Origin of the sequence: Anaerostipes sp. Marseille-Q3525 (assembly GCF_018223505.1) — a bacterium.
GTDB lineage: Bacteria > Bacillota > Clostridia > Lachnospirales > Lachnospiraceae > Anaerostipes > Anaerostipes amylophilus.
Genome location: NZ_JAGTTT010000027.1, coordinates 1 through 20,823, shown reverse-complemented (window position 1 = coordinate 20,823; position 20,823 = coordinate 1). Strand labels below are relative to the sequence as shown.

Sequence of the window (20,823 nt, the reverse complement as noted above, 5' to 3'; positions counted from 1 at the left end):
CTGGCACTTTATACAACTATATATAGTGGCTTGATAATTGAATAAACACTATATATTGTGGTTTATAGTGCCATAAAATGCCAGTTTTATGTTTGTGAAATTAATTTTTGTAGATGAGTTTATCCGCTATTTACGAGCGTTTTTCATCTGATCTAAGATAGCCTGAGCTTCCTGCTGTCGTTCATCCTGCTCCATACGATAATCTAATGTTTCTGCACTAGATTCATATGCTACAGATGCTCCTTTTGCCTGCTCATTAAGTCTTCTAGCTCCCTCTCGAACTTCTTCCAATCCTTCCTGAGCAGCATTGGAGTTATTAAATTTGTCTAAGCTTTTCTGTAACTCTGAAATCTGCTGATCGGCTTCCATCTGAAGAATTACCGTGTCTTTCTCGCCTTTTAATTTAAGCAATTCATCGTAAGCTCGATTTTTCAGTTCTTCTTGTTCATCTTTCTTAGCCTGTAATTCTGGCAATTTACTTTCATATACCGTCTGCTGATTCTGTAGTGTAACTAATTTCTGGGCATAATACATTGCTCTTTTATCATCATTATTATCAAGACACTGATTGATGGAAGTCTGCACTCTTAAGATATCTTTCTTAGTCTTCTGAAGATCTTCCTCCATTGCTTTTAATTTGCCAGCTACAAGAGTATAAGTACCAGTAACCTTCTGATAAAATTCCTGTTTATCTCTAATTGCAGTATTATATCTTGCCTTTGCTCCCTCTGGGGTCATTGCATCGTCTTTGATTTTCTCTGCAACTGTTCCAGATGCTCTATTTTTAATCTGCTGACCATTTTTAGTAAATGCTAAATATGCGACCACTGCTGCGATTATACAAATAAAAATTACTACCATAACAATTCCTTTCTAATACTGAATAATTTCTCCCTTTTCTGGATCGCCTTTACGATCAAAATCTTCATTGATTGACAGCCCAAAATTTTTATATAGTTCTGGGATACCACCAACATATCCTGATCCAAGTGCCTGCCATCTGAAGCCATCCCCACTTTTATATAATCTACCGATTTCAACTGCATTGAGTGTTTCAAAGTTCTTGTTTTCTGTAAGATCATATACATACTGATCGCTATTTTCATCATCGTAATCGCAAACCATAACAGATGCATTTTCGACCATACCAAAGTTCTGAAGTCTCTGAATAGCTCTGTAAATTCCTACTCCAAGAATAAATTCAGATCTGTCTGAAGGGAATTTTGTTGCATCTACAATGAAATATTCATCATAATGTTTACCTCTATAGTTCATACCCTGAGAATCATTCCCATCTCTGTTGTCTCCTGAATATTCAACCCAATTATATGTCTGAGGTGAGTAAGTTAACCAATTGACAACATCCTGTGGATATCTCACCTGTCGGTTATCATCTGTTACGAATCCTGCAAGGTCACAATCATTTGGTGCTTCGCCAGAATATCTGTTCATATCCCAGTTAATACCAAGAAAAATTTTCTTCATTGCTGACCCATCTTCTTTTACCATGTCAATTTTCTGATTTTTACTCATATTAATTACTGCCATATTGTTATACCTCTACTTTTTTATTTGTTATTTAACCAATCAATATACTGTCTTAAAATTTCTGTATACAGTTCTTCGTCAGACATACGATTCATGTCTTTTACAGCTGTGAATCCTGTATTGTCATGTTTACGACCTTTAAGATCATCAAGTTTTTTTAGATAGTTGAAATCTTCATCCCCAATGCCGATGAACTGCACAAAAATATTGTATTCAGATAATTCTTTTACGATATTATCTGTTTCACTTGTATCCCAGTTCTCACCATCTGTAATGAAAATAATAAATGCGGGAATATCGCTCGGCTCTACATCTTTGTAGTAATGAACCATGTCTGTAAGAACTGGTGCATAATTCGTACCACCCATATTCATGTGAGATCCCATCATTTCTTTTCTTACATAATTCTTGTAATTGTTGATTGTAACTGCATCCAGTCTGTCAAAGCCATTTGAAAATAGCCATGATTCTAGCTCTCCATTATCATCAAACTTTAATGCAATTGGAAGTAATCTTGTTACTACATCCTGAACAGAACCATTGCTAAATAAATTGCTCATACTTCCTGAGTAGTCCATTGCTAAAGCAACTCTTGCAATATGATCATTCATATTCACCTTACTATCTTTCGACATATCAATCAGAACTTTATTTAAGCTCTGTGCTGATTTTGACATATCAATTACAGCTGAATTAGCTGGACTCTGAGGAGTCGAAGCCACTCTATCGTCCATTGTTGTGTTTGTTGTCTGACTTGAATTGTTCTGCTTTCCAAATAATTTGTCAAATAATCCCATACATATATCTCCTTTATTTCTGTTTATTTACAATCACTTTGCGTAAAAAATCAACAGGTACAATCATCAACGCTAAAATGATAATTGTAATCCAATGTGTTATATCTAATGCTGTTGTATTTACTAATGAGCTTGCTACATTGCATAACAATACTGTGAATACACAAATACTAATTGCAATCTCAACGAATAATTTATTTTTACTAATACCATTAAATAAATTAAGTGAATCTGTCCTAGTATTGAACCCATTAAATACTGCCATGAAACATAACAATGCGAATCTTGCTGTCATTCCTAATTCATCCGTACCAAACATCTTAGCAATTGGTGACAAGATTAAAATTCCATATAATGCGATAAATCCTACTGTAGTAACTGCAATTCTCTGTTTTGCTCCGCAGATAAATAACCCTGATCCTTTCTTAATAGGCTTTTCAGTCATGTACTCTACTTTAGGTGGTTCTCCACCGAATGATAATGAGTTAAGTGAATCCATGATGATATTTACGATCAAAATCTGTACGGATGCTAAGAATGCTCCAGTTGCAACTAATGGATAAATCGTGCTAAGGATTAATAATGCAATGTTAATTGGCAACTGGAACTCTAAGAACATCATGATATTATGCATAAATGTTCGTCCAAGTTCTACGCCTTTGACGATCGAAGCAAAGTTATCATCTGTTAGAATAATATCTGAAGCTTCTTTTGCTACATCACTACCACTCTGCATACCAAAACCAACATCTGATTTCTTTAATGCAGCGGAATCATTTACTCCATCACCTGTCATAGCAACGGATCTGCCAACTTCCTGCGCTAAGGTTACTAATCTTAGTTTTGTTTGTGGTGAACATCTTGCGATCACTCGTAAATTTGGAAGAATTTCTTTCACTTTTTCGTCACTTAACTGTACAAATTCGCTATCTGTTAAAGCGATATCTGCACCATTTTCTTCATATATACCACTCTTAATCGCTACAGCTTTTGCTGTTTCAATGCAATCTCCTGTGATTTCAATGATCTGAATACCTGCATCATGTGCTATTTTTACAGCATTTGGAACTTCTTTTCTTACAGGATCAACTACACCAACGATGCCGATCAGAGTCATATTATTTGGTAGCTGATTCTCTGTAATTGTCCCAATGTTTTCTGTTAATGCGATACAACGCATTGCTTGAGATGTCATATTACTAATTGCTTTGTTCATATTGTTTACGACTTCTTTAGTCATTTCTTTGACTTCGTTGCCATCGTAATAATATTTGCAATTTGCAATTAATTTTTCAGGTGCTCCCTTATAATATGTAAGACCATTCTTACATTCATAAGCAGAATACTTATTAGAGCTACTAAAAACCTGTTTATTCTTCTGCCCAAGTCCGTCAATTCCAGACACCGTATAATATCTATCATAAGGAATTAAACTTAAGGTTGCTCTGTCAATAGAGTTGCCGCCTGTGATATTGCCATGATCATCAAATACTGCACTGTTGTTTAAGCAAATGTTATTCACTAAAGGTTCAAATGTACTACAATTCTTTGTAATATCGTTGCCTGCACCATCAATGATTCTCTCTGGTGTCATTACACCTGTTGTAAGTGTTCCTGTCTTATCTGTACAAATTAAATCTACATAAGCAAGTTCTGGAATCTTATTTGGATTCTTAGCAAGAATATTAAACTTCTTCATTGTACTCACATTCTGTTTAGTAACTAATTCGATAATCAGTGGTAATCCTTCGGGAACCGCAGCGACCACAATTGATACTGCTACAGATAAATTCTGAGCAAACTTCTTAAGAATTTCTAGCACTCCACCATCAAAATATTTATCAAAACCAAGACTTGCAATGCCTGTTGCAACTAGGACAATAAATGTAAGTGTAGCTGCTAGAGATCCCCATTTTGTGATGAACGCTGCAAGGTTTCCTAACGCAATATCTAATGCTGTTTCTGGAGCTTCTAATGTCTGACTCTTTACAAGTGTATCTCCATTAACTGTATTGATACCGACCTGCGTTACAATCATTCTACCTTCGCCAGACATAACCTGTGTGCCTGCAAATAATGAATTCTGATCCACATATGCGTCTGTAGATGAATCTACTCGTGCATGAAAATTAAAATCCTCGATCGGAGTTTTCTCGATTTCTTTTGTTTCCCCATTGATTGCCGAATTGTTAACTGTAATCTTGCCATCAATAATATATCCGTCTGCAAAAATTTGCTGTCCAGTACCAACCAGGACAATATCATCTACTACAATATCATCCGTATTAATTGTCTGAATCTTGCCATTTCTAATAACTTCACAATATCTCGTTGATGTTTCTACTTTTAAATCAGCCTTGGATTTCTGAGAATCAAGCCCTGTCTTGACAGATAATGTTGTTGCGAGAGCAAGTACAACTAAAACTGCAATTGGTTCCGAAAAACTCATTACTCCTGCTACGGCAAGTACGAGCTGTAATACAGCAATTACAATTAAAATCATTAAAGTCGGATCTTTCAATGCATCTACTGCGAAATCCACCCAAGTTTTCATTGGTGGTTCTGGTAACTTGTTCGAACCATACATTCGTCGATTATCCGATACCTGCCTGTCTGTTAGTCCATTCATGTTAATCATAAATATCTCCTTTGTTTAAAATTTATTTATCATAACACCTTCGTGTCATAATCTTGTTACTAAATACACCCACCACAAGAATTAGTGCGAAAATCCTCTTCGTTGATTGCCTTGAAAATCTGACGCTGAGCATCAATATCTGTTGTAATTTCATCTAACCAATACTTATTAGTCTCAATCCACTCATCTTGTTTCAGTCCGTCATAATATGATTCCCATTCTTCAACCCCGTCCTTAAAATACCATCGCTCATATCTTTTATATGTATTCATAGGTTCTGTGCGTAAGTCTTCTGGAATTTTGTTGGTAACATCCTTACCGTCAACATAAAGTTTCCATTCTCCAACGCAATGTACAAAACCACAACCTGTCCATTTTGCTTTAATTTCCATAATTAATCATCCAACTCCATTCCTGCCTCGATCCACATACCAGATATAAATTTAGGCATTGGAGCAAGTTTAAATACATTCTTCTCATGCATTTCATCAATGATCTGTCTCACTACTTTATCCTTGCATTCACCTGTTCTGATATATTCATCCAACACTTCGTATGTAAATCCAAGATTATCTTCATCTGTCTTGCCACATAACCCATCAGTAGGAGTTTTTTCGATTAACTCTGTTGGAAGTCCCAGAACTCTACCAATTGCTTTAACTTCTGTCACAGTCAGATCACTTAATGGACTAAAATCTCCAGCTGAATCTCCATATCTGGTCGCATATCCAACCCAGTCTTCAGATAAGTTACAAGTATTTGCCACTCTACCATTCATACTCTGTGCGAAAGCATATAATGTAGCCATACGGATACGAGCAGGTAAGTTTGTTGCACTCTGCTTGCTCCATTTACCACTTAATGCATCTCTGATTTCATGTTTAATATCTCTACAAGCATCAAAAATATTAACTGTATAATTTTCAATACCTAAGTGATTACATAACATCTGAGAATACTCAATATCTGACTGTACGCCCTGTGGCATCATGACACCGATTACTCGATTCTTGCCAAGTGCTTCTACGCATAAGGCTGCGACAACTGATGAATCCTTGCCTCCTGAAATTCCTACAATGGCATTGCATCCTTTACCATTAATTTCAAACCAATCTCTAATCCACTGCACTAATCTGTCTTTGGTTTCTTTTGCATTAAAACTCATGTTTTATATCTCCTCTCTTAATTCTTGAAATAAGTATTTTTAAGTGTTTATATACTAAAGGCAAGCCACCTCTGTCATCAATATATACATTTGCATATGTCTTGCGACCGCCTACGGGAACTGAACTGTCACAGTTGATACCTTTGTATTTAATCTTATGATTCTGTAAATAATTTGCGATCATATCATATTTGTCTGATCCATTACCTGTCAGAATAATCACTTCAGAATAATCTTCCCATTCTCGAAGCAAATTCATCACATCGTCATAAGTTCTACCAACTTTGTGAAAATCATATAATGTATCATCAAAATCTACACAGAAAATTAATTTTCCATATTTCTTAAATTCATCTTCAAGTCGCTGATAGCAATGGTCTTCATCTAAGTAAAAATCCATTAAAACTCTCCTTCGTTTAATACTCTTCTGATTTCCTGCAATGACTGTTCTTTTACTAATTTGCCATCTCTAAATACTGTCTCAAGCAGATTATTCATTGGAAGATTTTCTGAAGTATATCCATCTTTAAATGTCAATTTACCGTCTGATCCTGTATAGACATGACATAAACCTCTTTGAGATTTCTTAAATCCGCCATCTTTTGGATTCTTGAAAATTGGATATGGTTTGCCATCAATCTCGCAATACGTTGCTTTGATACAGCTACTAAATGTATCTCTTGTAAATGGTTTCAAAACTCCATCTTCTTCAATACACTGGAATGAGAATGATCCAACGCCAAGTGCAACATTGCTTGCTGCGAATCCATTTTTCTCTAAGATGTCATAAATCTGCTCACATCTCTGCACTGTAATTGAATCTCCGTAAATTGCTTTTATATGAGGATCTAATACTTTGTATCCTTTACTATTCGTAGTTCCGCCAAATTCTTCCCATAACTTGAATACCGTTCTGGTTACTACATCTACACAATCTCCTGAATCTCCTCTTACAAGAAAACATCCATTGTGATTCATGATCTCATTCTTGAGTTTTGGAAGAATATTCTCTACAACGTTCCAATAATCATATGAATCCAATACTGCGGAGAAGCTTGTGTTTGGATAAATCTCTGTAAGTAGTCTTTTAATCAGAGTCTCTTCATCTCCGTCAATCGCATAATTACTACACGCAACCGAATGCTCGGTAGACGGGCTACCAAAAGCAACTGGTTCTTTCGTACAATCACAATTATAATTTCTCTCTAAATATGGAATTGTTGGAACCGTAGCTGTATTTAAGAATGATAAACACCATCCTGCCCCTGCTTTAACCGCAGACTGTAAACACTCTTCTCCACGAAAATCAAAAGCTCCTAATGCTCTAGCTTTTACGGTATTGTCATCGCAAGTCATTTCATAAAACTTATTAACGATCTGTCTATATGTATGCCCGACAGTTGCAGCGATCATCGGATGCCACATTTCTGCGGAAATTAAGCTTTCTAATGCCTGTGGCAACCATGCAAAATCTTTATGTGTATTCTCAATACTAAACATCGGTACATGCATTGGTACTAAAGTTCCTTCAGGAAGAGCCTTAATTTCAATTGGAAGATAGCCAAGATCATATAAATCTTCAATTTTCTGTAATCCATATGCACCTTCTCCAAGAGCTGCATCCATTACTGTCTTATAAGTACCAATTGCTTTGTTTCTATGTTCAAAGAAAAAATACTCATTAAAATAATCGACCAAATACTCTTTAATGAATCCTTGTAATCCAAACATGACTACTTCATTCCATCGTTTTACTCTGCTCATACGTGGAGTAAAATAAGAAACAGATTTTGTAATACCTTTTGGTAACATTTCAGCATGAACCGCTTTGTAAAAATCAATTAATAACATTGGATTTGTCTGTTTCATAAATCTAACACCTCAACTTTCTCATGTTCTTTTGTAAAAATACTACGTGTCGTATACACTTTTTTAAACAAACTATCTTCCTTTAATAATTCGCCATCAAGAATTGTATTTTCACAGTGACTAACGTATAAATACATATCTTTACAACCGTATTTGTTTAATTCTTTGGATCCATAATAGAATGTGCCACCCTTGCTACAAATATCATCAATCATTAAAATTGCTGTATTCTCATCTAATTTATCTGTATCTCCATGAATCTCAATACCCAGAATTTTTCCTGTCTTCCAATCACGATTTTTAATTCCATAGACAATCGGATAATCATCTGATACAAATTCAGAATATCTTTTTAGTGATCCGCTATCTGGGAAATAAATTACTAGATTTCTTGATGGCTCTGCTTTAAGGACTTTGTTACAAACCTTAGAAATATATAGTTTAATTGGTATATATTGTAGGTGATCAATCAATGCTTTAGAAACATCTGAGTGAGGATCTGTTACGATGACCTTTCTAAAATTTAATTCATTGATGATTTCTGCAAAATATTTTAATGTAAAACATTCGTTATGATCTTTAACCCTGTCAAATCTTGCATTCGGAATATACGGCATCACTAAACACTGTGATAAATGTGGGAAATATTCTCGAATACTTTTTGAAATACAATATAGCGAAAATAATTCTTTATCTGATTCATACAGCCATTCAATTGATACAAATTTATTTACTGCAATCCGTGATCTCATTGCTCCTAACGGCAAACCAATTTTCTGTGTTCCATCTGGAAAAGATTCTGGAACAACTGGTACTCCACCAATAGTAATCATCCTTCATCACTCCTTTACTCATTAATTACTTCAATCTGGCACATCTTCATTGCTTCAAGTGCGTTCTTATGACTTTCTGGTGTCACACCCGCACAACAAGATGCATCTACGACAATCTTTGCTTCTGGCAACGCTGCTTTTAGCAACATTGCATTTGAGATTACACAAATATCTGTACAAAGACCAATTAAGGTAATTTCAACATCTTCTGGATGAGACCGACCATCTTCACCGAATTCATCAGAACAATCGTCCATAAGTTCTAATGACCCAAATGTTTCTTTACAATAGTTCTCAAGAAGCCAAATAGCATTTTCTTGCTTGTCATTGCGACAAAACATCTCTGACGATAATAATGCCTTTCTAACTTCTTCATTTAAATGCCATCCATCTTCTCCGCAGATGCAATGCTTTACTGGAAGATTCTTTCCTTCCTGTGTAGATAAATAATTTTCATCGTGTGTGTCCATTGTTGTAACAATAATGCCATCAAAATTTTTAATTTTCTCAATTACTTTGGGAACAATTTCCTGTACTTCTTTGGTTCCAAGGCTTCCGTCGATGAAATCATTCTGCATATCGACGACAACCAATAAATTATTAACGTCCATTGTTTTCTCCTTCCATTAAATTACTGTTTTATTAATCAAATAATCCATACCCAAAGTGCTGTCTCAGTTCATCATTCCAACTATTAATCGATTCAACTTTTGGCTCTTGGACAAGCTTATATCGAAAATCTTCAGGCATAGACAGTGCGATAAAATTCATAATAAGTTTTGCACAATCTTTCCTTTCTTCAATATAATACACGCCATCTTCTTTATAGAAATCAACCTCTTTAAAACACCCAGAATTATTTAAAATTTCAAATGCTGTTTCGCTCATTTCTGATTCTTGATACTCTGTCCAAATCAGTCTCTCACTTCTATAACCAAGACCTAGACCCGTATAATCTTCATTGTAATTAAAAGCTACTCCTAGCTTTTTACAACTGTCTTTATACGCTTGTCGAATTTTATGAATATCATAGTTACAATCAAATAAAAAACTTTCTGATATTTTATGCCCATCTTCCGACCAGTCGCCTAATTCTAATTTATAAATCATTCCAGTCTCCTTTCTTTAAGCACCCACCCGTCAAATTTGACGGGAAGGTGTATTATCTTAATCTTCTAACGAATCAATCATTGCACGTAATTCTGCTTCTGACATCTTCTCAATAGCCTCATCCTGTTTCTTGGAAAGAGCATCAATATATTTTCTCTGTGTCAGTTTCTTATTAATACGTTCATTCTCAGCAAGTCTCTCATTACGTTTTGTTGTAAAGATATACTTCACAATACCAATCGCAGCCGTTAATTTTGGATCAACATTTGCATCATCCAACAGACTTTCTTCTGAAGATTTAACTTCCTGATCTTTCAGATTTTTATAAACCACGTCTAAATCTTTATCAAATAAATCCCATAAATCTTCTACGGATAATTCTCCCTTTGTTGATGGGAATCTCAATTTGCTTCTTGTTGCCATTTCGAATAACTTTTCTGTTGTCATAATTTAATCTCCTTTTTATGTTAAAATTTAATTTTAAGAACTCTTTCTGTTGCACCCTTAACTTTAACGATCACATCATCTCGTTTTGTAGAACTGAAACCAATTCCTGATAGCTGGTTTGGATCATCTGCGACATGCATCTTACTTCCTAAAGCCTCGAATACTCTTTTGTGCTGTACTAATTCCTGCTTCAAAAACTCATTAAAGAATCCATTTGGAGTATCTTCATTTACACATCCGTTTAACATAAACAGATAATGTTTATGTCCAATACCTGTCTGCTCGTCCCAATAGTTAGGTGAATAACACATTACTGTTACTGGCACAAACTGATTTGTATTGATTCCCCAGATTTCTCTTGAAGATGTTGTTGATGGAAGTTTCTCTTTGATTGTGAATACTCCATCTTTTAATGTAACTGTAGCCACTGGAACATCTTCGTTCTGACGTAAAGGCTTATCATATTCAAATTCATAAATCTGTCCATCAAATTCAATCTCTGCTGTAAATCCAGAAACTCCATTTCTATGATCAAAATTTCTTACGAAAAATTCATATTCTCCGTCAACCATTTTGGATTTATCTGCCCATGTAATATTTTCTACGGCAGGCTCTCCTCTATGTGGATGAGTTACATCAACATCAAGGCTTCCACCAGTTGCATAATCATGCATTGAAGCATAATAGATATGATGACGTGGAGTTCTGCAATGTGCATCAAAATCATCCTGATTCCAATCTGTATTTGCATTCCACTGAATTGAGAATCTTAAAACTCCATCAACTGCACCACCTGCGTTCTTAACTCTTTCTTTCATTTCACTGTCTGTCATATTTCCTGAATATGCCCAGCTGAAAGGATTACTCCACTTCATCATGTTCTTAGCATCTTTATTTACAGGTGCAATCAGTGAAACCATATTCTTCTTGTGACGATTTTCAAACAGAACTTCTAATTCTTTTGCCGTTGGAAGTACATATGATACGAATTTCTCTGCATTGATTTCTTCGACTTTAGAGAACTTCTTAGGATTTACAGCAACTTCCTTACTCATCTCATCGAAAATATCTAAACCACCCTGAATACGTGGTGCTGCATCACGATTACAAAACAGGATATTGTTGACTGTAATATCATCAAGTTTCGCAAATCTACGCTGTAATGAATCCATATATCCTAAATCAGTCACAGTTTTCTTTGCATCCTCAAGCATTTTCTTTGTAAAAATTGCCTTTGGTCGTTTGTAATTCGCAGGAGCTACAACATTTTCATAAGCCTTAACCGCATTATCTAAGTCCATATCCTCACTGATATTTACAAGCAATGTACCAATACTATGGTTTCTAATACGACCAATTACATCTCCGATAGTCATTGCTTTTGCCCATGCGTATGTATCTTTTTCTTCATCAGACAAAGCATTATATTCTCGCTGATATTTTCTAAAGTCTTTTAAGACTCTTTCCCATTCCTGTCCTTTGTAAAGAGTATTTGAAGCGATCAGTTCTAATACGGTATCAACAGCTTCTTCTGTAATCTCATCGAGTGATCTTTTAAACACATTCTTTCGATCTCTGACTTTTGCTTTTGCTGTAGGAATATCGGATTTTCTCTCTAGTAATCTCTCTGGAATCGGTGTATACATATGAGTCCATTTGATAATCTGCTTATCTTCTGTATACTCATTTGTGGTTTTTGTACCAACTGTATTTGTAAAATGTCTCCAAATATCTTTGATTGGTTTAGATTCTACATATGTTCTCAGAGCATCAACTACTGGCTGAAATACGGCATCCTCGGTATCAATCTCCCAGATCGTATGAATCTTGCCATCAACAATTGCCACAGCTCCACCGATTGTTTTAATAAAGTTTCGGCAATGACCACAGTCATATTCTCGTCGTTTACGATACATTTTGTTTGTTCCTTCAGGGAAACTACTCAGATATACTTCCCAAAGTTCATCCTTATCAATATCGGTTTCATACAATGTAGAATTGTTTTTCTCTACATAATCGAGCATCTTATTTAAACGCCCTGACAATTTGCTTAAAAAATTGCTCCAGTTTTCATTCATTGGTGTACACATAATTTATCTCCTTTTCATTTTGTTATTTAATTGCTACGAAAACGTCTTCCTGTTTTCTATCATTAATATAAATTTCCCTACATTTAAGTTCTGGAAAATATTTCTTTGCTAATTTCTTAAATTCATTAGCAAGCTTTTCATCTTCTGGTGCATAATGTAATTTGTCATCTGAAAAGCTAGGTACTAAACGATCCACCGTTCTTCTCAAGAATTTTGCATGAGGTAAACCTTTGCGTTCCTCTTCTCTGTGCTTATCATTCTCGATGATCTCTTCCAGTTTGCATAAATTTTCTGTCACTTCCACACGGCTGCTTGGGTATTTCACATATTTGTTTGTCCAGAAGTCAACTGCATCATGAGCACCTGCGTTACCACAAAGGTATTTTAATACACAAGTTTTGAAGCCATTTTCTCTGTCATACACATCATTTCCTTCTACATACGCAACAGTTTCTGCTCCACTAACCCATAAAATTTTAACCATTCCATGATAATGTTTTACTTTAAACACTGGCTTACCATCTTTTTCGATCTGTTTACCATTGTTATCTAACATTGGTTCCTTCACAGTAATTTCTTTATCAACATAAATCGGTTTCTTAATCATTTCTTTTAGATTTTTTGTATACATTTCTTTCTCCTTAAATTCGATGTGACTTTCTCCTAAATCGCTAATCGTTATGTCGCCCATTCTGTCAGAAATCTTTTTTAACGTCTGACCCAGTTCTGTTGTCGGTATCTGTGACTTTAATTCACGTTCAGCTCCAAATGTTCCATAATATTCTTTTTTAAAATTCTTTATTGCTTCTGACGTTGCGGTAATTGGGGTTTGCTGATAGAGTGGCAGAGCAGACACTCTTCTTTCTGAAAGTGGTGGTGTGGCTAATGTTCCAATTTTTATTTCGTCAGCTAAAATCGTACCTGTCTGAATCTCAATATCTTCATTCATTGTTTTTAATTTTTCTATTCTTTTAATTGTAATGGCAACTTCTGATGAACGTATTCTCTGGTTTCTATATAGTTTTTTGTTATACCAAAATGGAACAATAATCAATGCCTGACTGTATTTATTCACATCCATTACAATTGCTTCAGCATTTCGAAATTTAGCAACATCATAAGGATGTAGCGTTCGATCAATTCTAAGTTGAGGTTTAATTCTATAAGTAGTTATTGATGAATTATTTCTGGATTCAACAGTTACAATTTTAAAGTTTACATACATATCTTCGCTATTTATTTCGACCAGATCACCTACACCAAATGGTTCCATCCAATCATGGTCATACCTAAGTTTTTCTCCATTCCTCATTTTTATCCAAACGCCCGTTTTATTTTCATCCATACGATTCTCCTTTTTTAATTTCTTAATTCACAAGGTACTTTTACATTAAATGTATCTTCACGCTTGTATTTTCCTATCAAAATGGTAATAATTACATCTGAATCTAACGTATCGACAAACGAATATATTCCATTTCGTTTTCTTTCAATACCAAACGAATCATATATACGCAATATCCACCTTTCTTTATCAAGCAAAGCTGAAACACTAAACATATAAATATTGTCCAAATGTTTTTCATCACAGATTGTATAATGAACTCTTGGCATTAACTCTCTTGTGTGTAATCGTAGATCACCTACATCTTCATTAATTACTACATATGTTTTTTCTTTTCCATTTTGCTTGTTTAATACTTTGATACAGTCTCCTGAGTGTGGACTATATTCTATTTCATCTGGTTTAAAATATCTTTGCTCTAATTTTCCAAACTTTTGTATGTAAATGCCCATATTTTTCCTTTCTAACATAATATTTACATTTTAATTTTGCACAAATGCCTGTGCGAGTCATCATACATAATAAGGAAGAAACTCTACCCAATTATATTCTGGATCACCTCATAATACTTTGTCCTGCCGACATACGACTTATGTTCTGCATCTTTTAATTCTTTTTTCAAAGTACATATATCTTTCTGATTATCCATGCAATTCTGCATCACTTCTATGTATCGAATACAATTCTTGATTTTTCTGTGCAATTCTTGTAAAGTTTTAAGATACCCAACAATCACTGCACGTTTCGCAGCATCAATTTTTTTAAACTCAATCGCATGAAGAATATCACTTCTGGCAGAATCAGCATATGATAATGCCTGCTCTAATTCAAACTTCTTTTCTCCTAATTGATCTGAGTCATATGCTAGAAGTCCTACTATAGCTCTTTCCTCAGTCTCTATATTGTCGATCAATGTATTATCACATTCCCAATCCATAAAGCAATTTCCATTACCTTTACGCATTATTTCACTAGATTCCATAGGTTTTCCAACTTTACCTAGCTCAATTTCTCTGGCATAAAATCCGTCTTTCATCCACGTATATTTATGCTTCAAACCTAAAATATGTTTTGCTTGTTTGGAGGTAAATTGAGTAGCTTCAGACTTACGATTATCACGAACGTATTTATTTCTTGCATGATCTCTTTTTACATAGAACTCTTCATTCGTAATTATGTATTTCATACATCACTCCTATATTCAATTGTAGTTTTTTGGAAAAATTTTCATGTTGACGAACATGTTTAGAATTGTTATAATGATTTTAAGGATATTATTATCCTTATCTATTAAACAATTCTAAATACTTAATTCGATTTTCTATCGTGCTGCCAACACGATAGATTCAAAAAATCCTTTTTTGTTATTTATTATTTGTTTAGTTAGAATTATTAGTTTGTGTGAAAGTAGAAGTTTTGCCAAAGACTTCTGCTTTCTTTTTTGTTGTCTGTATTTTTATTCCAACATTGTATCTCTCTTTGTATGTAAATTGCAGGCATTTGATTATGTCAAATATGTCGTCCTGCTTAATATGAGAGAACAAATTCTCATCTTGAATAAATTCGATCCAATGATATGAAAGATCTTTATCTTTGCCATAGATTTTTATCTTCCCATCATCTGCCCGAATCTTATATTCGCTCAGAAACCAAGATGACATTTCTGACGAGTGTAAATCAAGTACATCAACACGCATTTGATTTGATTGATTCGCTACCAACATGTTTAATATTTGATTGTCCATATACAAAAATCCCTTCCTTTACTCTGTCATGATTTGATGCACACGATAATTCTTGTAATCTTCATCTTGATATAGATAACTGATCGTTTTCCCAATTACCGTTTGTCTCCTACTAAAATTATACGGTACGTCATCCAATCTATATGTTTTATAGTATTTGTAATAAAAATCAATCGCAATATCATTGAACATCTTAGCATTTAATGATCTCGCTACACCATCCTTTGGTTTAACATAATACAGTTCAGATATTGATTCAATGCTCATTCTTGATTTTAAATACTGTACAAACCCAGAATTAATAACGTCATTTTTTGACATTTTATAATAATTTAACGATTTGCCAAGCGTATTAAACAAAAATCTGATATTGTAGCCAATACGGTCTTGTGCTTTTTTATATTCCTGCAAATCATCACATTTGTATGATGGAATAATTATATGATCTTCATAAATATTCTCACCCATTGCGTTTTTATAGTATGCAATCATATCTAAAAAGTTTTTACCAATTGGTTTCCCTGAGATCGTTTGTTTCTCTTCGTCGATTTCAGAAAACTTTAAGTCCTTTAAGGCGTCAGCATCAATACCGTTATACAAACTTACTAGATATAGTACGATTTGCAACCTTGTTTTTTTATCCAAAGGCTTTTTACGCAGAGCTAAAGCTATCAGAAGTTCGTTCAATTGTTCTTTCGACACATAGTTCACGTTGACCTGATTGGAAAAATAAATATCCACAACGATTTGTAGATCAATGAATTTATCGCTTTTGAATGGATTATATTTTATATAGTTACATTCATTTGCGTAGGTGTATAAATCTACAAGTTGTTTATATCTTTTCACAATAGAATTCATGGTTCGATTTCTTGCAGTCCCTTTTCCTGCCCTTAACATAGCCTCTTGGATTGTTCCTGGAGCGTATGTTAAGCCCTGTTCGTCCTCTCTTGCAAGATCAGAATCCAACATCCATTCCCATCCTGGTCGTGCTGACTCTGGAACTTTTGTCTTTATATAATTTTCTATAAATTCTTTATTATTCATAAAACTTTCTCCATTCTATGACGCTGCCACATTCATATATGACAACATACCATTCTGTATCATAATGGCATGTGCAATTTTTAATTGAAGAGATAAGTTGGTTACTTGTCCCCAGTATTCTAACAAATTCCGTTTTGGAATTGTTCGTCCTTGCTCACAATACACTTGAGAGTTTCTTTTAAGACCATTTGTTTTATTTCTGCATATAGTAACATGTGTAGGAATCCAATTTCTTATCCTTTTAGTTAGAGGATAAACATTGATTTCCGTACTCGTACTATTGCATATATCATTTGAAAATACAATCACTGGTCGTAACCCACACAATATATGACTATCTTCTACTTCAGGTAGATCGGCAAAATATATTTCCCACACATGCGGCTTCATATATTTCCCATATTCATATTGTTTCTTTTCATCTTTGTCGTATCTCTTTCCATTTTCTTTTTTATTAGTATATCCGTTCATTTCATGTACCTCAACTTCCCTCAGTTGCATTTTCATTTCCATGAGTTAAATATACCATACCTTTATATGCTTGTCAATAGCATTTAAAGATATTTTTCAAAAGTTTAATATAACAAAGAATTTTTACACTTCTTATTATAATGCTACGACAGAACAAAATCAAGATATTTTTCGAACAAGTGTTCTCTTTTTGTTCGAACACTTTACCTTGTGCTTGCTTGGAAGTGGAAAATACTGTCTGATTTTATGCGGCTTGTCTAATTTCCACCTCTTTTCTTCAAAGTCATAGTCACAAAAATCAAGCACTTCGTCCACATATCCATCATTATATCTGTAATCTACAATCACAGGATATGTTTTATATCTCATATAACGTGATGCGTTATCTGGCTTTAGCGGTGGAATCTCTGCCGAAATCCACATAAGATTCTGGTTTACTTTCTTTTCTTCTTTATTTTGTCTAATTGTATTTATCTTCATACAAAATTCTCCTTATGAAATTCTAATTATCTGTTCGTAAATTGCAATTGCATTATCTTCTGGGAAAGAGTGATTATTTAATTGAAGCATCAAATCCCCATGCGTATCTCCTGTTACAAATATCATAAAATAACTCCTTCCAGTAACTCTTTTAATGCCTGCATATTATCCTCGTGTACTTCGTCATCTTTGTCTGAATCATCTTTGCCAGTCTCATAGGCACACTTGATAATCTCCATAACTCTATCATAACTCACATTAATAACATTTTCCTTTAATCCGTTAAATGCTCCGCTGATAATATCCTTGTACGTCTGGGCAATATCATCGAACAATACATGTGTTTCCTCTTCTGTAATTGTAGCATATAAAAACGTCATTGCAGGACTGCTATGATTCAATAATCTCATAAGTGTATACAATACATTCTGATCATCCTTATGATCAACAAGTGTCCAGTATACAAAGTTTTTTCGCAATGTATGTGTACCAATGTTATCCTCAATTCCAACTGCCTTAGCACCTTTTTTAACAAAATCCAAAGCATTTGCTTCAGTCATGTGTCCTGATCCAGACCTACATGTTCCGAAAACATAACCATCCATTGGCACTTTGCCATCAATCTTGACATCATATTTAGTTCCTGCAACAGCTTCAAAGAAAATATCCACTGCTTCAGTTACCAAATCGTTAAAATATACCGTTCTGAATTTCTTTGTTTTCTTTTCCTGTTTACGAGTCTTATCGCCTAATAAGTCGCCCCATTTAAGTCTAACAATATCAGAGATACGATATGCCGTATTATTTCCGACAGTAACCAAAAGATTATTTCTGGCAGCTACATATCGTTTGTACTCTGTATAGGATTTATCAATCTGGTCTCTAAAATATGCATTAAAGGCTGCAAATTTTTCTTTGTTTTTAATCGGATAAACCAAAGATGATACACCTTTTTGTTTGTTAGATCGAGTCCATTTAGGATTTCCGTCCTTGCGTCTTTTAATCTTTGTTTCAGATTCTTCTGCGTTATTATTATTTACTGTTTCAATAACTTCAAACTGTGTTGCTGCCATGATAATCTCACCTCTCTTAGTTATTCTTACACTCTCTTAATTACTTTTTCTATTTCCTGTGCCAGCAGAAAATCATTTATTGCATTTTCATCGTCAGTAATCAATGTATATTTCCATACTGGGGAACCATGATATGATATATCTTCAACCTTAAATAATCCTCTTTTACCAGTGTTATTTTCTCTATGATCTGACTCCAATAACTCTGTATGAATTCCCCAACCATCATATAGATGTCCATCGTATAGTATTTGAGCCGCAGCTATTAATATATTATATTTGCTCACATCAACCTCTGTATTCACTGTTCCGTATAATTTCATTGTTCCAATCTCCTCTCTTAGTTATTACACTGTTCACGTACTTCTGGTCTAATTTCTACTTCGATTAATTCCATAATTCTCACTCCTATTCTCTAAATTTAGGCAAAATAAAAAGAAGCCCATAAGCTTCTCAAAATTGCCATTATTCAGTTTGCAATTATCATCATCCGTCATACAGGTTTATCCTGTCATCTGCTTCTCAAACAACTGTCTTTCCAACGCACCAAAATCATAATCACGATCACATTCCAAGTGTGCAAGGTTCGTTACCTTTGGCTTTTGTTTAGCGTTCTTCTTAGCCTGATTTCGTTCCCAGTTTCGTACTGCTGCCTTCCAGTCTTGCATCTTGCTATTGCCCATCATCCAATCTTTGGCTGTGTAATAATCCACAAACTCTTCTGGATCAATCCCATTGTTTCTTTGTTGACAATATCTGGAGACTTGCTCGCAATCAGGCGGTGTGAATCGCTTTATATTATTATTATTATATTTATTATTATTCTTTACTTTCTTTTTATATGTCGCTTCTGCGTCGTTTTGGTGTCGTTTCTGTGTAGTTTTTTCATCTACAAAACTTTGATAAACACTGTATTTTACTATGGTTATGACTGTCTTTTTAGTGTCGCTTTTTACATGTATGATGCTGTCGTTTTCCAGTGTCTTTAAAAATTTGACAACTTTTGAATTGCTCCAACCCCATCGATCACATAACTTTCTGATTGAAGTAACCACTGATCCTCGCTTAACTGCTTCTAAATTTCCATCAATGTATTTCGATTGATCATTATAACCTGCGAGAATCAGTAAGTCAATCATTGCTTGTCCTCTGGCAAATGGTTTATCTTCCCACAACCAGTGATCTATAATTTTCCGATGGAGTTTAATCCACCCTGTGTTACTCATGGCATCACTCCCATCTATATACATCTATCAAATTTTCGTTTTATTTATTTTTCTATCAAAGTTTCATTTTATTCTTTAATCGGTTTTGTGTGAATGACATTTCTCCTAGAATATATCCATCGTAAGCCTTTGTTTCCAAGCCATTGATCTAACCAATCTTTAAATTCGTCTCTAAAGCACAACTCAAACCCAACGATTGCATCTGTGTTCCCAACCAATATAATTTCCATCTCATGACTGCATGGTAAGTAATTAAATCTAAATGGATATTTTTTATTTTCAAGCTCTGCATTTAATTCATTTACTATATCTGAAGTGAGATATTTCATTGTATACCCATGATCACTAAATTCCAAGATGTCTGTCTGGAAATCAATTCTACACGCCTTAAGAATCTTGTCTCCTTGACTCTTACATTCTTCTAAAAGTTCTCTTAAAGCACTTTCGGTGTCAAATGTTGCATAACCAATTCCATCTTCTTTTGTTTCATATATACATATATAAGGATGACTTGGTTCATAGGCATATGTTTCTCTACTTTTCTTTGTCATTTTCATTTTATACCCCCATTTTATTCTTTACAAGCTACAACACAGATTAAATCTTTAAAAAATGGTTTATCAGCAACTAAATAAAGCTGATAATAAACATCCAGATCTATTAGATTCTGCTGTGATTTTTCAGCACTATAAATTATTAAGTATTGTAATTTATTGCTCCAATTTTCTACAATACATAAATAGTTTTCCAATGATTCCTTAATATTTTGAGCATTATCTAAAACAAAATTATCACATTCAGAAAATAGGCTTTGAGGTACTTGTTCTCCTTCAAATATGATTACAAAGCATTTTTCTGATCGAGAACTATCAATAAAATCACTGAGAAATTTAGATTTTCCATTCCCTTTTAATGTTAATATATTCATTTTTCCATCAC

Annotated in this window: 25 protein-coding genes; all 25 read right to left on the bottom strand. The window is 34.2% G+C overall.

All coding sequences use genetic code 11. From position 1 onward, the window contains the following. Positions 1–126 precede the first annotated feature (126 nt). Positions 127–861 carry a PspA/IM30 family protein gene (locus KE503_RS11550; RefSeq protein WP_212385297.1) on the bottom strand — a complete coding sequence of 245 codons (735 nt, stop codon included), beginning with the start codon at positions 859–861 and terminating at the stop codon, positions 127–129. A gap of 12 nt (positions 862–873) precedes the next feature. After that, entirely contained in the window at positions 874–1,548 is a 675-nt protein-coding gene (locus KE503_RS11545; protein WP_212385296.1) for a TerD family protein, read from the bottom strand. Between the two features lie 20 nt (positions 1,549–1,568). Next, complete coding sequence (locus KE503_RS11540) at positions 1,569–2,345, bottom strand: VWA domain-containing protein (RefSeq protein WP_212385295.1); 777 nt, start codon at positions 2,343–2,345, stop codon at positions 1,569–1,571. A 13-nt stretch (positions 2,346–2,358) separates the two neighbouring features. Continuing rightward, complete coding sequence (locus KE503_RS11535; RefSeq protein ID WP_249183049.1) at positions 2,359–4,983, bottom strand: cation-translocating P-type ATPase; 2,625 nt, start codon at positions 4,981–4,983, stop codon at positions 2,359–2,361. 59 nt (positions 4,984–5,042) lie between these two features. After that, positions 5,043–5,375 (bottom strand): hypothetical protein, encoded by a 333-nt coding sequence (locus KE503_RS11530; RefSeq protein ID WP_212385294.1) that lies wholly within the window; start codon positions 5,373–5,375, stop codon positions 5,043–5,045. Positions 5,376–5,377: 2 nt separating this feature from the next. Next, a complete protein-coding gene (gene nadE, locus KE503_RS11525) occupies positions 5,378–6,148 on the bottom strand; it encodes an NAD(+) synthase (RefSeq protein WP_212385293.1) in 771 nt (256 codons plus the stop codon). Then, positions 6,138–6,548, bottom strand: coding sequence for a hypothetical protein (locus KE503_RS11520; protein WP_212385292.1), 411 nt, complete (start codon positions 6,546–6,548; stop codon positions 6,138–6,140). Before KE503_RS11520 ends, nadE begins: the two co-directional genes overlap by 11 nt. After that, positions 6,548–8,017: a nicotinate phosphoribosyltransferase gene (locus KE503_RS11515; RefSeq protein WP_212385291.1), complete on the bottom strand. Its 1,470-nt coding sequence runs from the start codon at positions 8,015–8,017 to the stop codon at positions 6,548–6,550. The genes KE503_RS11520 and KE503_RS11515 overlap by 1 nt, the downstream gene beginning before the upstream one ends. Then, positions 8,014–8,850, bottom strand: coding sequence for a ribose-phosphate pyrophosphokinase (locus KE503_RS11510; protein ID WP_212385290.1), 837 nt, complete (start codon positions 8,848–8,850; stop codon positions 8,014–8,016). The genes KE503_RS11515 and KE503_RS11510 overlap by 4 nt, the downstream gene beginning before the upstream one ends. Positions 8,851–8,864: 14 nt before the next feature. Continuing rightward, positions 8,865–9,461 carry a cysteine hydrolase family protein gene (locus KE503_RS11505; protein WP_212385289.1) on the bottom strand — a complete coding sequence of 199 codons (597 nt, stop codon included), beginning with the start codon at positions 9,459–9,461 and terminating at the stop codon, positions 8,865–8,867. A gap of 31 nt (positions 9,462–9,492) precedes the next feature. Next, on the bottom strand, positions 9,493–9,960 hold the full coding sequence (locus KE503_RS11500) for a hypothetical protein (protein ID WP_173774531.1): 468 nt from the start codon (positions 9,958–9,960) through the stop codon (positions 9,493–9,495). A gap of 57 nt (positions 9,961–10,017) precedes the next feature. After that, positions 10,018–10,407: a hypothetical protein gene (locus KE503_RS11495; protein ID WP_212385288.1), complete on the bottom strand. Its 390-nt coding sequence runs from the start codon at positions 10,405–10,407 to the stop codon at positions 10,018–10,020. A 20-nt stretch (positions 10,408–10,427) separates the two neighbouring features. Further along, positions 10,428–12,497, bottom strand: a complete 2,070-nt coding sequence (locus KE503_RS11490; RefSeq protein WP_249183048.1) for a hypothetical protein — start codon at positions 12,495–12,497, stop codon at positions 10,428–10,430. A gap of 22 nt (positions 12,498–12,519) precedes the next feature. Further along, the gene (locus tag KE503_RS11485; protein ID WP_212385287.1) at positions 12,520–13,842 is read right to left on the bottom strand and encodes a hypothetical protein; all 1,323 of its coding nucleotides are present in this window, start codon (positions 13,840–13,842) and stop codon (positions 12,520–12,522) included. 14 nt (positions 13,843–13,856) lie between these two features. Beyond that, positions 13,857–14,294 (bottom strand): hypothetical protein, encoded by a 438-nt coding sequence (locus KE503_RS11480; protein ID WP_212385286.1) that lies wholly within the window; start codon positions 14,292–14,294, stop codon positions 13,857–13,859. Between the two features lie 83 nt (positions 14,295–14,377). Then, entirely contained in the window at positions 14,378–15,028 is a 651-nt protein-coding gene (locus KE503_RS11475; protein WP_212385285.1) for a hypothetical protein, read from the bottom strand. A 193-nt stretch (positions 15,029–15,221) separates the two neighbouring features. Next, positions 15,222–15,587, bottom strand: coding sequence for a hypothetical protein (locus KE503_RS11470; protein WP_212385284.1), 366 nt, complete (start codon positions 15,585–15,587; stop codon positions 15,222–15,224). 18 nt (positions 15,588–15,605) lie between these two features. Continuing rightward, positions 15,606–16,634 carry a hypothetical protein gene (locus KE503_RS11465; protein ID WP_212385283.1) on the bottom strand — a complete coding sequence of 343 codons (1,029 nt, stop codon included), beginning with the start codon at positions 16,632–16,634 and terminating at the stop codon, positions 15,606–15,608. A 15-nt stretch (positions 16,635–16,649) separates the two neighbouring features. Further along, the gene (locus tag KE503_RS11460) at positions 16,650–17,147 is read right to left on the bottom strand and encodes a type II toxin-antitoxin system PemK/MazF family toxin (protein WP_212385282.1); all 498 of its coding nucleotides are present in this window, start codon (positions 17,145–17,147) and stop codon (positions 16,650–16,652) included. 117 nt (positions 17,148–17,264) lie between these two features. Beyond that, positions 17,265–17,585: a hypothetical protein gene (locus KE503_RS11455; RefSeq protein ID WP_212385281.1), complete on the bottom strand. Its 321-nt coding sequence runs from the start codon at positions 17,583–17,585 to the stop codon at positions 17,265–17,267. Between the two features lie 122 nt (positions 17,586–17,707). Then, on the bottom strand, positions 17,708–18,658 hold the full coding sequence (locus KE503_RS11450) for a tyrosine-type recombinase/integrase (RefSeq protein WP_212385280.1): 951 nt from the start codon (positions 18,656–18,658) through the stop codon (positions 17,708–17,710). 26 nt (positions 18,659–18,684) lie between these two features. Further along, positions 18,685–18,981: a hypothetical protein gene (locus KE503_RS11445; protein WP_212385279.1), complete on the bottom strand. Its 297-nt coding sequence runs from the start codon at positions 18,979–18,981 to the stop codon at positions 18,685–18,687. Positions 18,982–19,161: 180 nt separating this feature from the next. Then, positions 19,162–19,884 (bottom strand): hypothetical protein, encoded by a 723-nt coding sequence (locus tag KE503_RS11440; RefSeq protein WP_212385278.1) that lies wholly within the window; start codon positions 19,882–19,884, stop codon positions 19,162–19,164. Between the two features lie 68 nt (positions 19,885–19,952). Beyond that, positions 19,953–20,441 carry a hypothetical protein gene (locus tag KE503_RS11435; RefSeq protein ID WP_212385277.1) on the bottom strand — a complete coding sequence of 163 codons (489 nt, stop codon included), beginning with the start codon at positions 20,439–20,441 and terminating at the stop codon, positions 19,953–19,955. Between the two features lie 14 nt (positions 20,442–20,455). Next, on the bottom strand, positions 20,456–20,823 hold a 368-nt coding region (locus KE503_RS11430), incomplete at its 5' end, for a hypothetical protein (RefSeq protein ID WP_212385276.1).

Coding starts and splice junctions, on each gene's coding strand:
- KE503_RS11435 (WP_212385277.1), bottom strand. CDS start 20,441: ATGAAAATGACAAAGAAAAGTAGAGAAACATATGCCTATGAACCAAGT.
- KE503_RS11510 (WP_212385290.1), bottom strand. CDS start 8,850: ATGATTACTATTGGTGGAGTACCAGTTGTTCCAGAATCTTTTCCAGAT.
- KE503_RS11440 (WP_212385278.1), bottom strand. CDS start 19,884: ATGAGTAACACAGGGTGGATTAAACTCCATCGGAAAATTATAGATCAC.
- KE503_RS11545 (WP_212385296.1), bottom strand. CDS start 1,548: ATGGCAGTAATTAATATGAGTAAAAATCAGAAAATTGACATGGTAAAA.
- nadE (WP_212385293.1), bottom strand. CDS start 6,148: ATGAGTTTTAATGCAAAAGAAACCAAAGACAGATTAGTGCAGTGGATT.
- KE503_RS11445 (WP_212385279.1), bottom strand. CDS start 18,981: ATGAAATTATACGGAACAGTGAATACAGAGGTTGATGTGAGCAAATAT.
- KE503_RS11490 (WP_249183048.1), bottom strand. CDS start 12,497: ATGTGTACACCAATGAATGAAAACTGGAGCAATTTTTTAAGCAAATTG.
- KE503_RS11485 (WP_212385287.1), bottom strand. CDS start 13,842: ATGGATGAAAATAAAACGGGCGTTTGGATAAAAATGAGGAATGGAGAA.
- KE503_RS11470 (WP_212385284.1), bottom strand. CDS start 15,587: ATGGACAATCAAATATTAAACATGTTGGTAGCGAATCAATCAAATCAA.
- KE503_RS11450 (WP_212385280.1), bottom strand. CDS start 18,658: ATGGCAGCAACACAGTTTGAAGTTATTGAAACAGTAAATAATAATAAC.
- KE503_RS11520 (WP_212385292.1), bottom strand. CDS start 6,548: ATGGATTTTTACTTAGATGAAGACCATTGCTATCAGCGACTTGAAGAT.
- KE503_RS11460 (WP_212385282.1), bottom strand. CDS start 17,147: ATGGAAATGAAAATGCAACTGAGGGAAGTTGAGGTACATGAAATGAAC.
- KE503_RS11475 (WP_212385285.1), bottom strand. CDS start 15,028: ATGAAATACATAATTACGAATGAAGAGTTCTATGTAAAAAGAGATCAT.
- KE503_RS11505 (WP_212385289.1), bottom strand. CDS start 9,461: ATGGACGTTAATAATTTATTGGTTGTCGTCGATATGCAGAATGATTTC.
- KE503_RS11550 (WP_212385297.1), bottom strand. CDS start 861: ATGGTAGTAATTTTTATTTGTATAATCGCAGCAGTGGTCGCATATTTA.
- KE503_RS11515 (WP_212385291.1), bottom strand. CDS start 8,017: ATGAAACAGACAAATCCAATGTTATTAATTGATTTTTACAAAGCGGTT.
- KE503_RS11535 (WP_249183049.1), bottom strand. CDS start 4,983: ATGATTAACATGAATGGACTAACAGACAGGCAGGTATCGGATAATCGA.
- KE503_RS11530 (WP_212385294.1), bottom strand. CDS start 5,375: ATGGAAATTAAAGCAAAATGGACAGGTTGTGGTTTTGTACATTGCGTT.
- KE503_RS11495 (WP_212385288.1), bottom strand. CDS start 10,407: ATGACAACAGAAAAGTTATTCGAAATGGCAACAAGAAGCAAATTGAGA.
- KE503_RS11455 (WP_212385281.1), bottom strand. CDS start 17,585: ATGAAGATAAATACAATTAGACAAAATAAAGAAGAAAAGAAAGTAAAC.
- KE503_RS11480 (WP_212385286.1), bottom strand. CDS start 14,294: ATGGGCATTTACATACAAAAGTTTGGAAAATTAGAGCAAAGATATTTT.
- KE503_RS11500 (WP_173774531.1), bottom strand. CDS start 9,960: ATGATTTATAAATTAGAATTAGGCGACTGGTCGGAAGATGGGCATAAA.
- KE503_RS11465 (WP_212385283.1), bottom strand. CDS start 16,634: ATGAATAATAAAGAATTTATAGAAAATTATATAAAGACAAAAGTTCCA.
- KE503_RS11540 (WP_212385295.1), bottom strand. CDS start 2,345: ATGGGATTATTTGACAAATTATTTGGAAAGCAGAACAATTCAAGTCAG.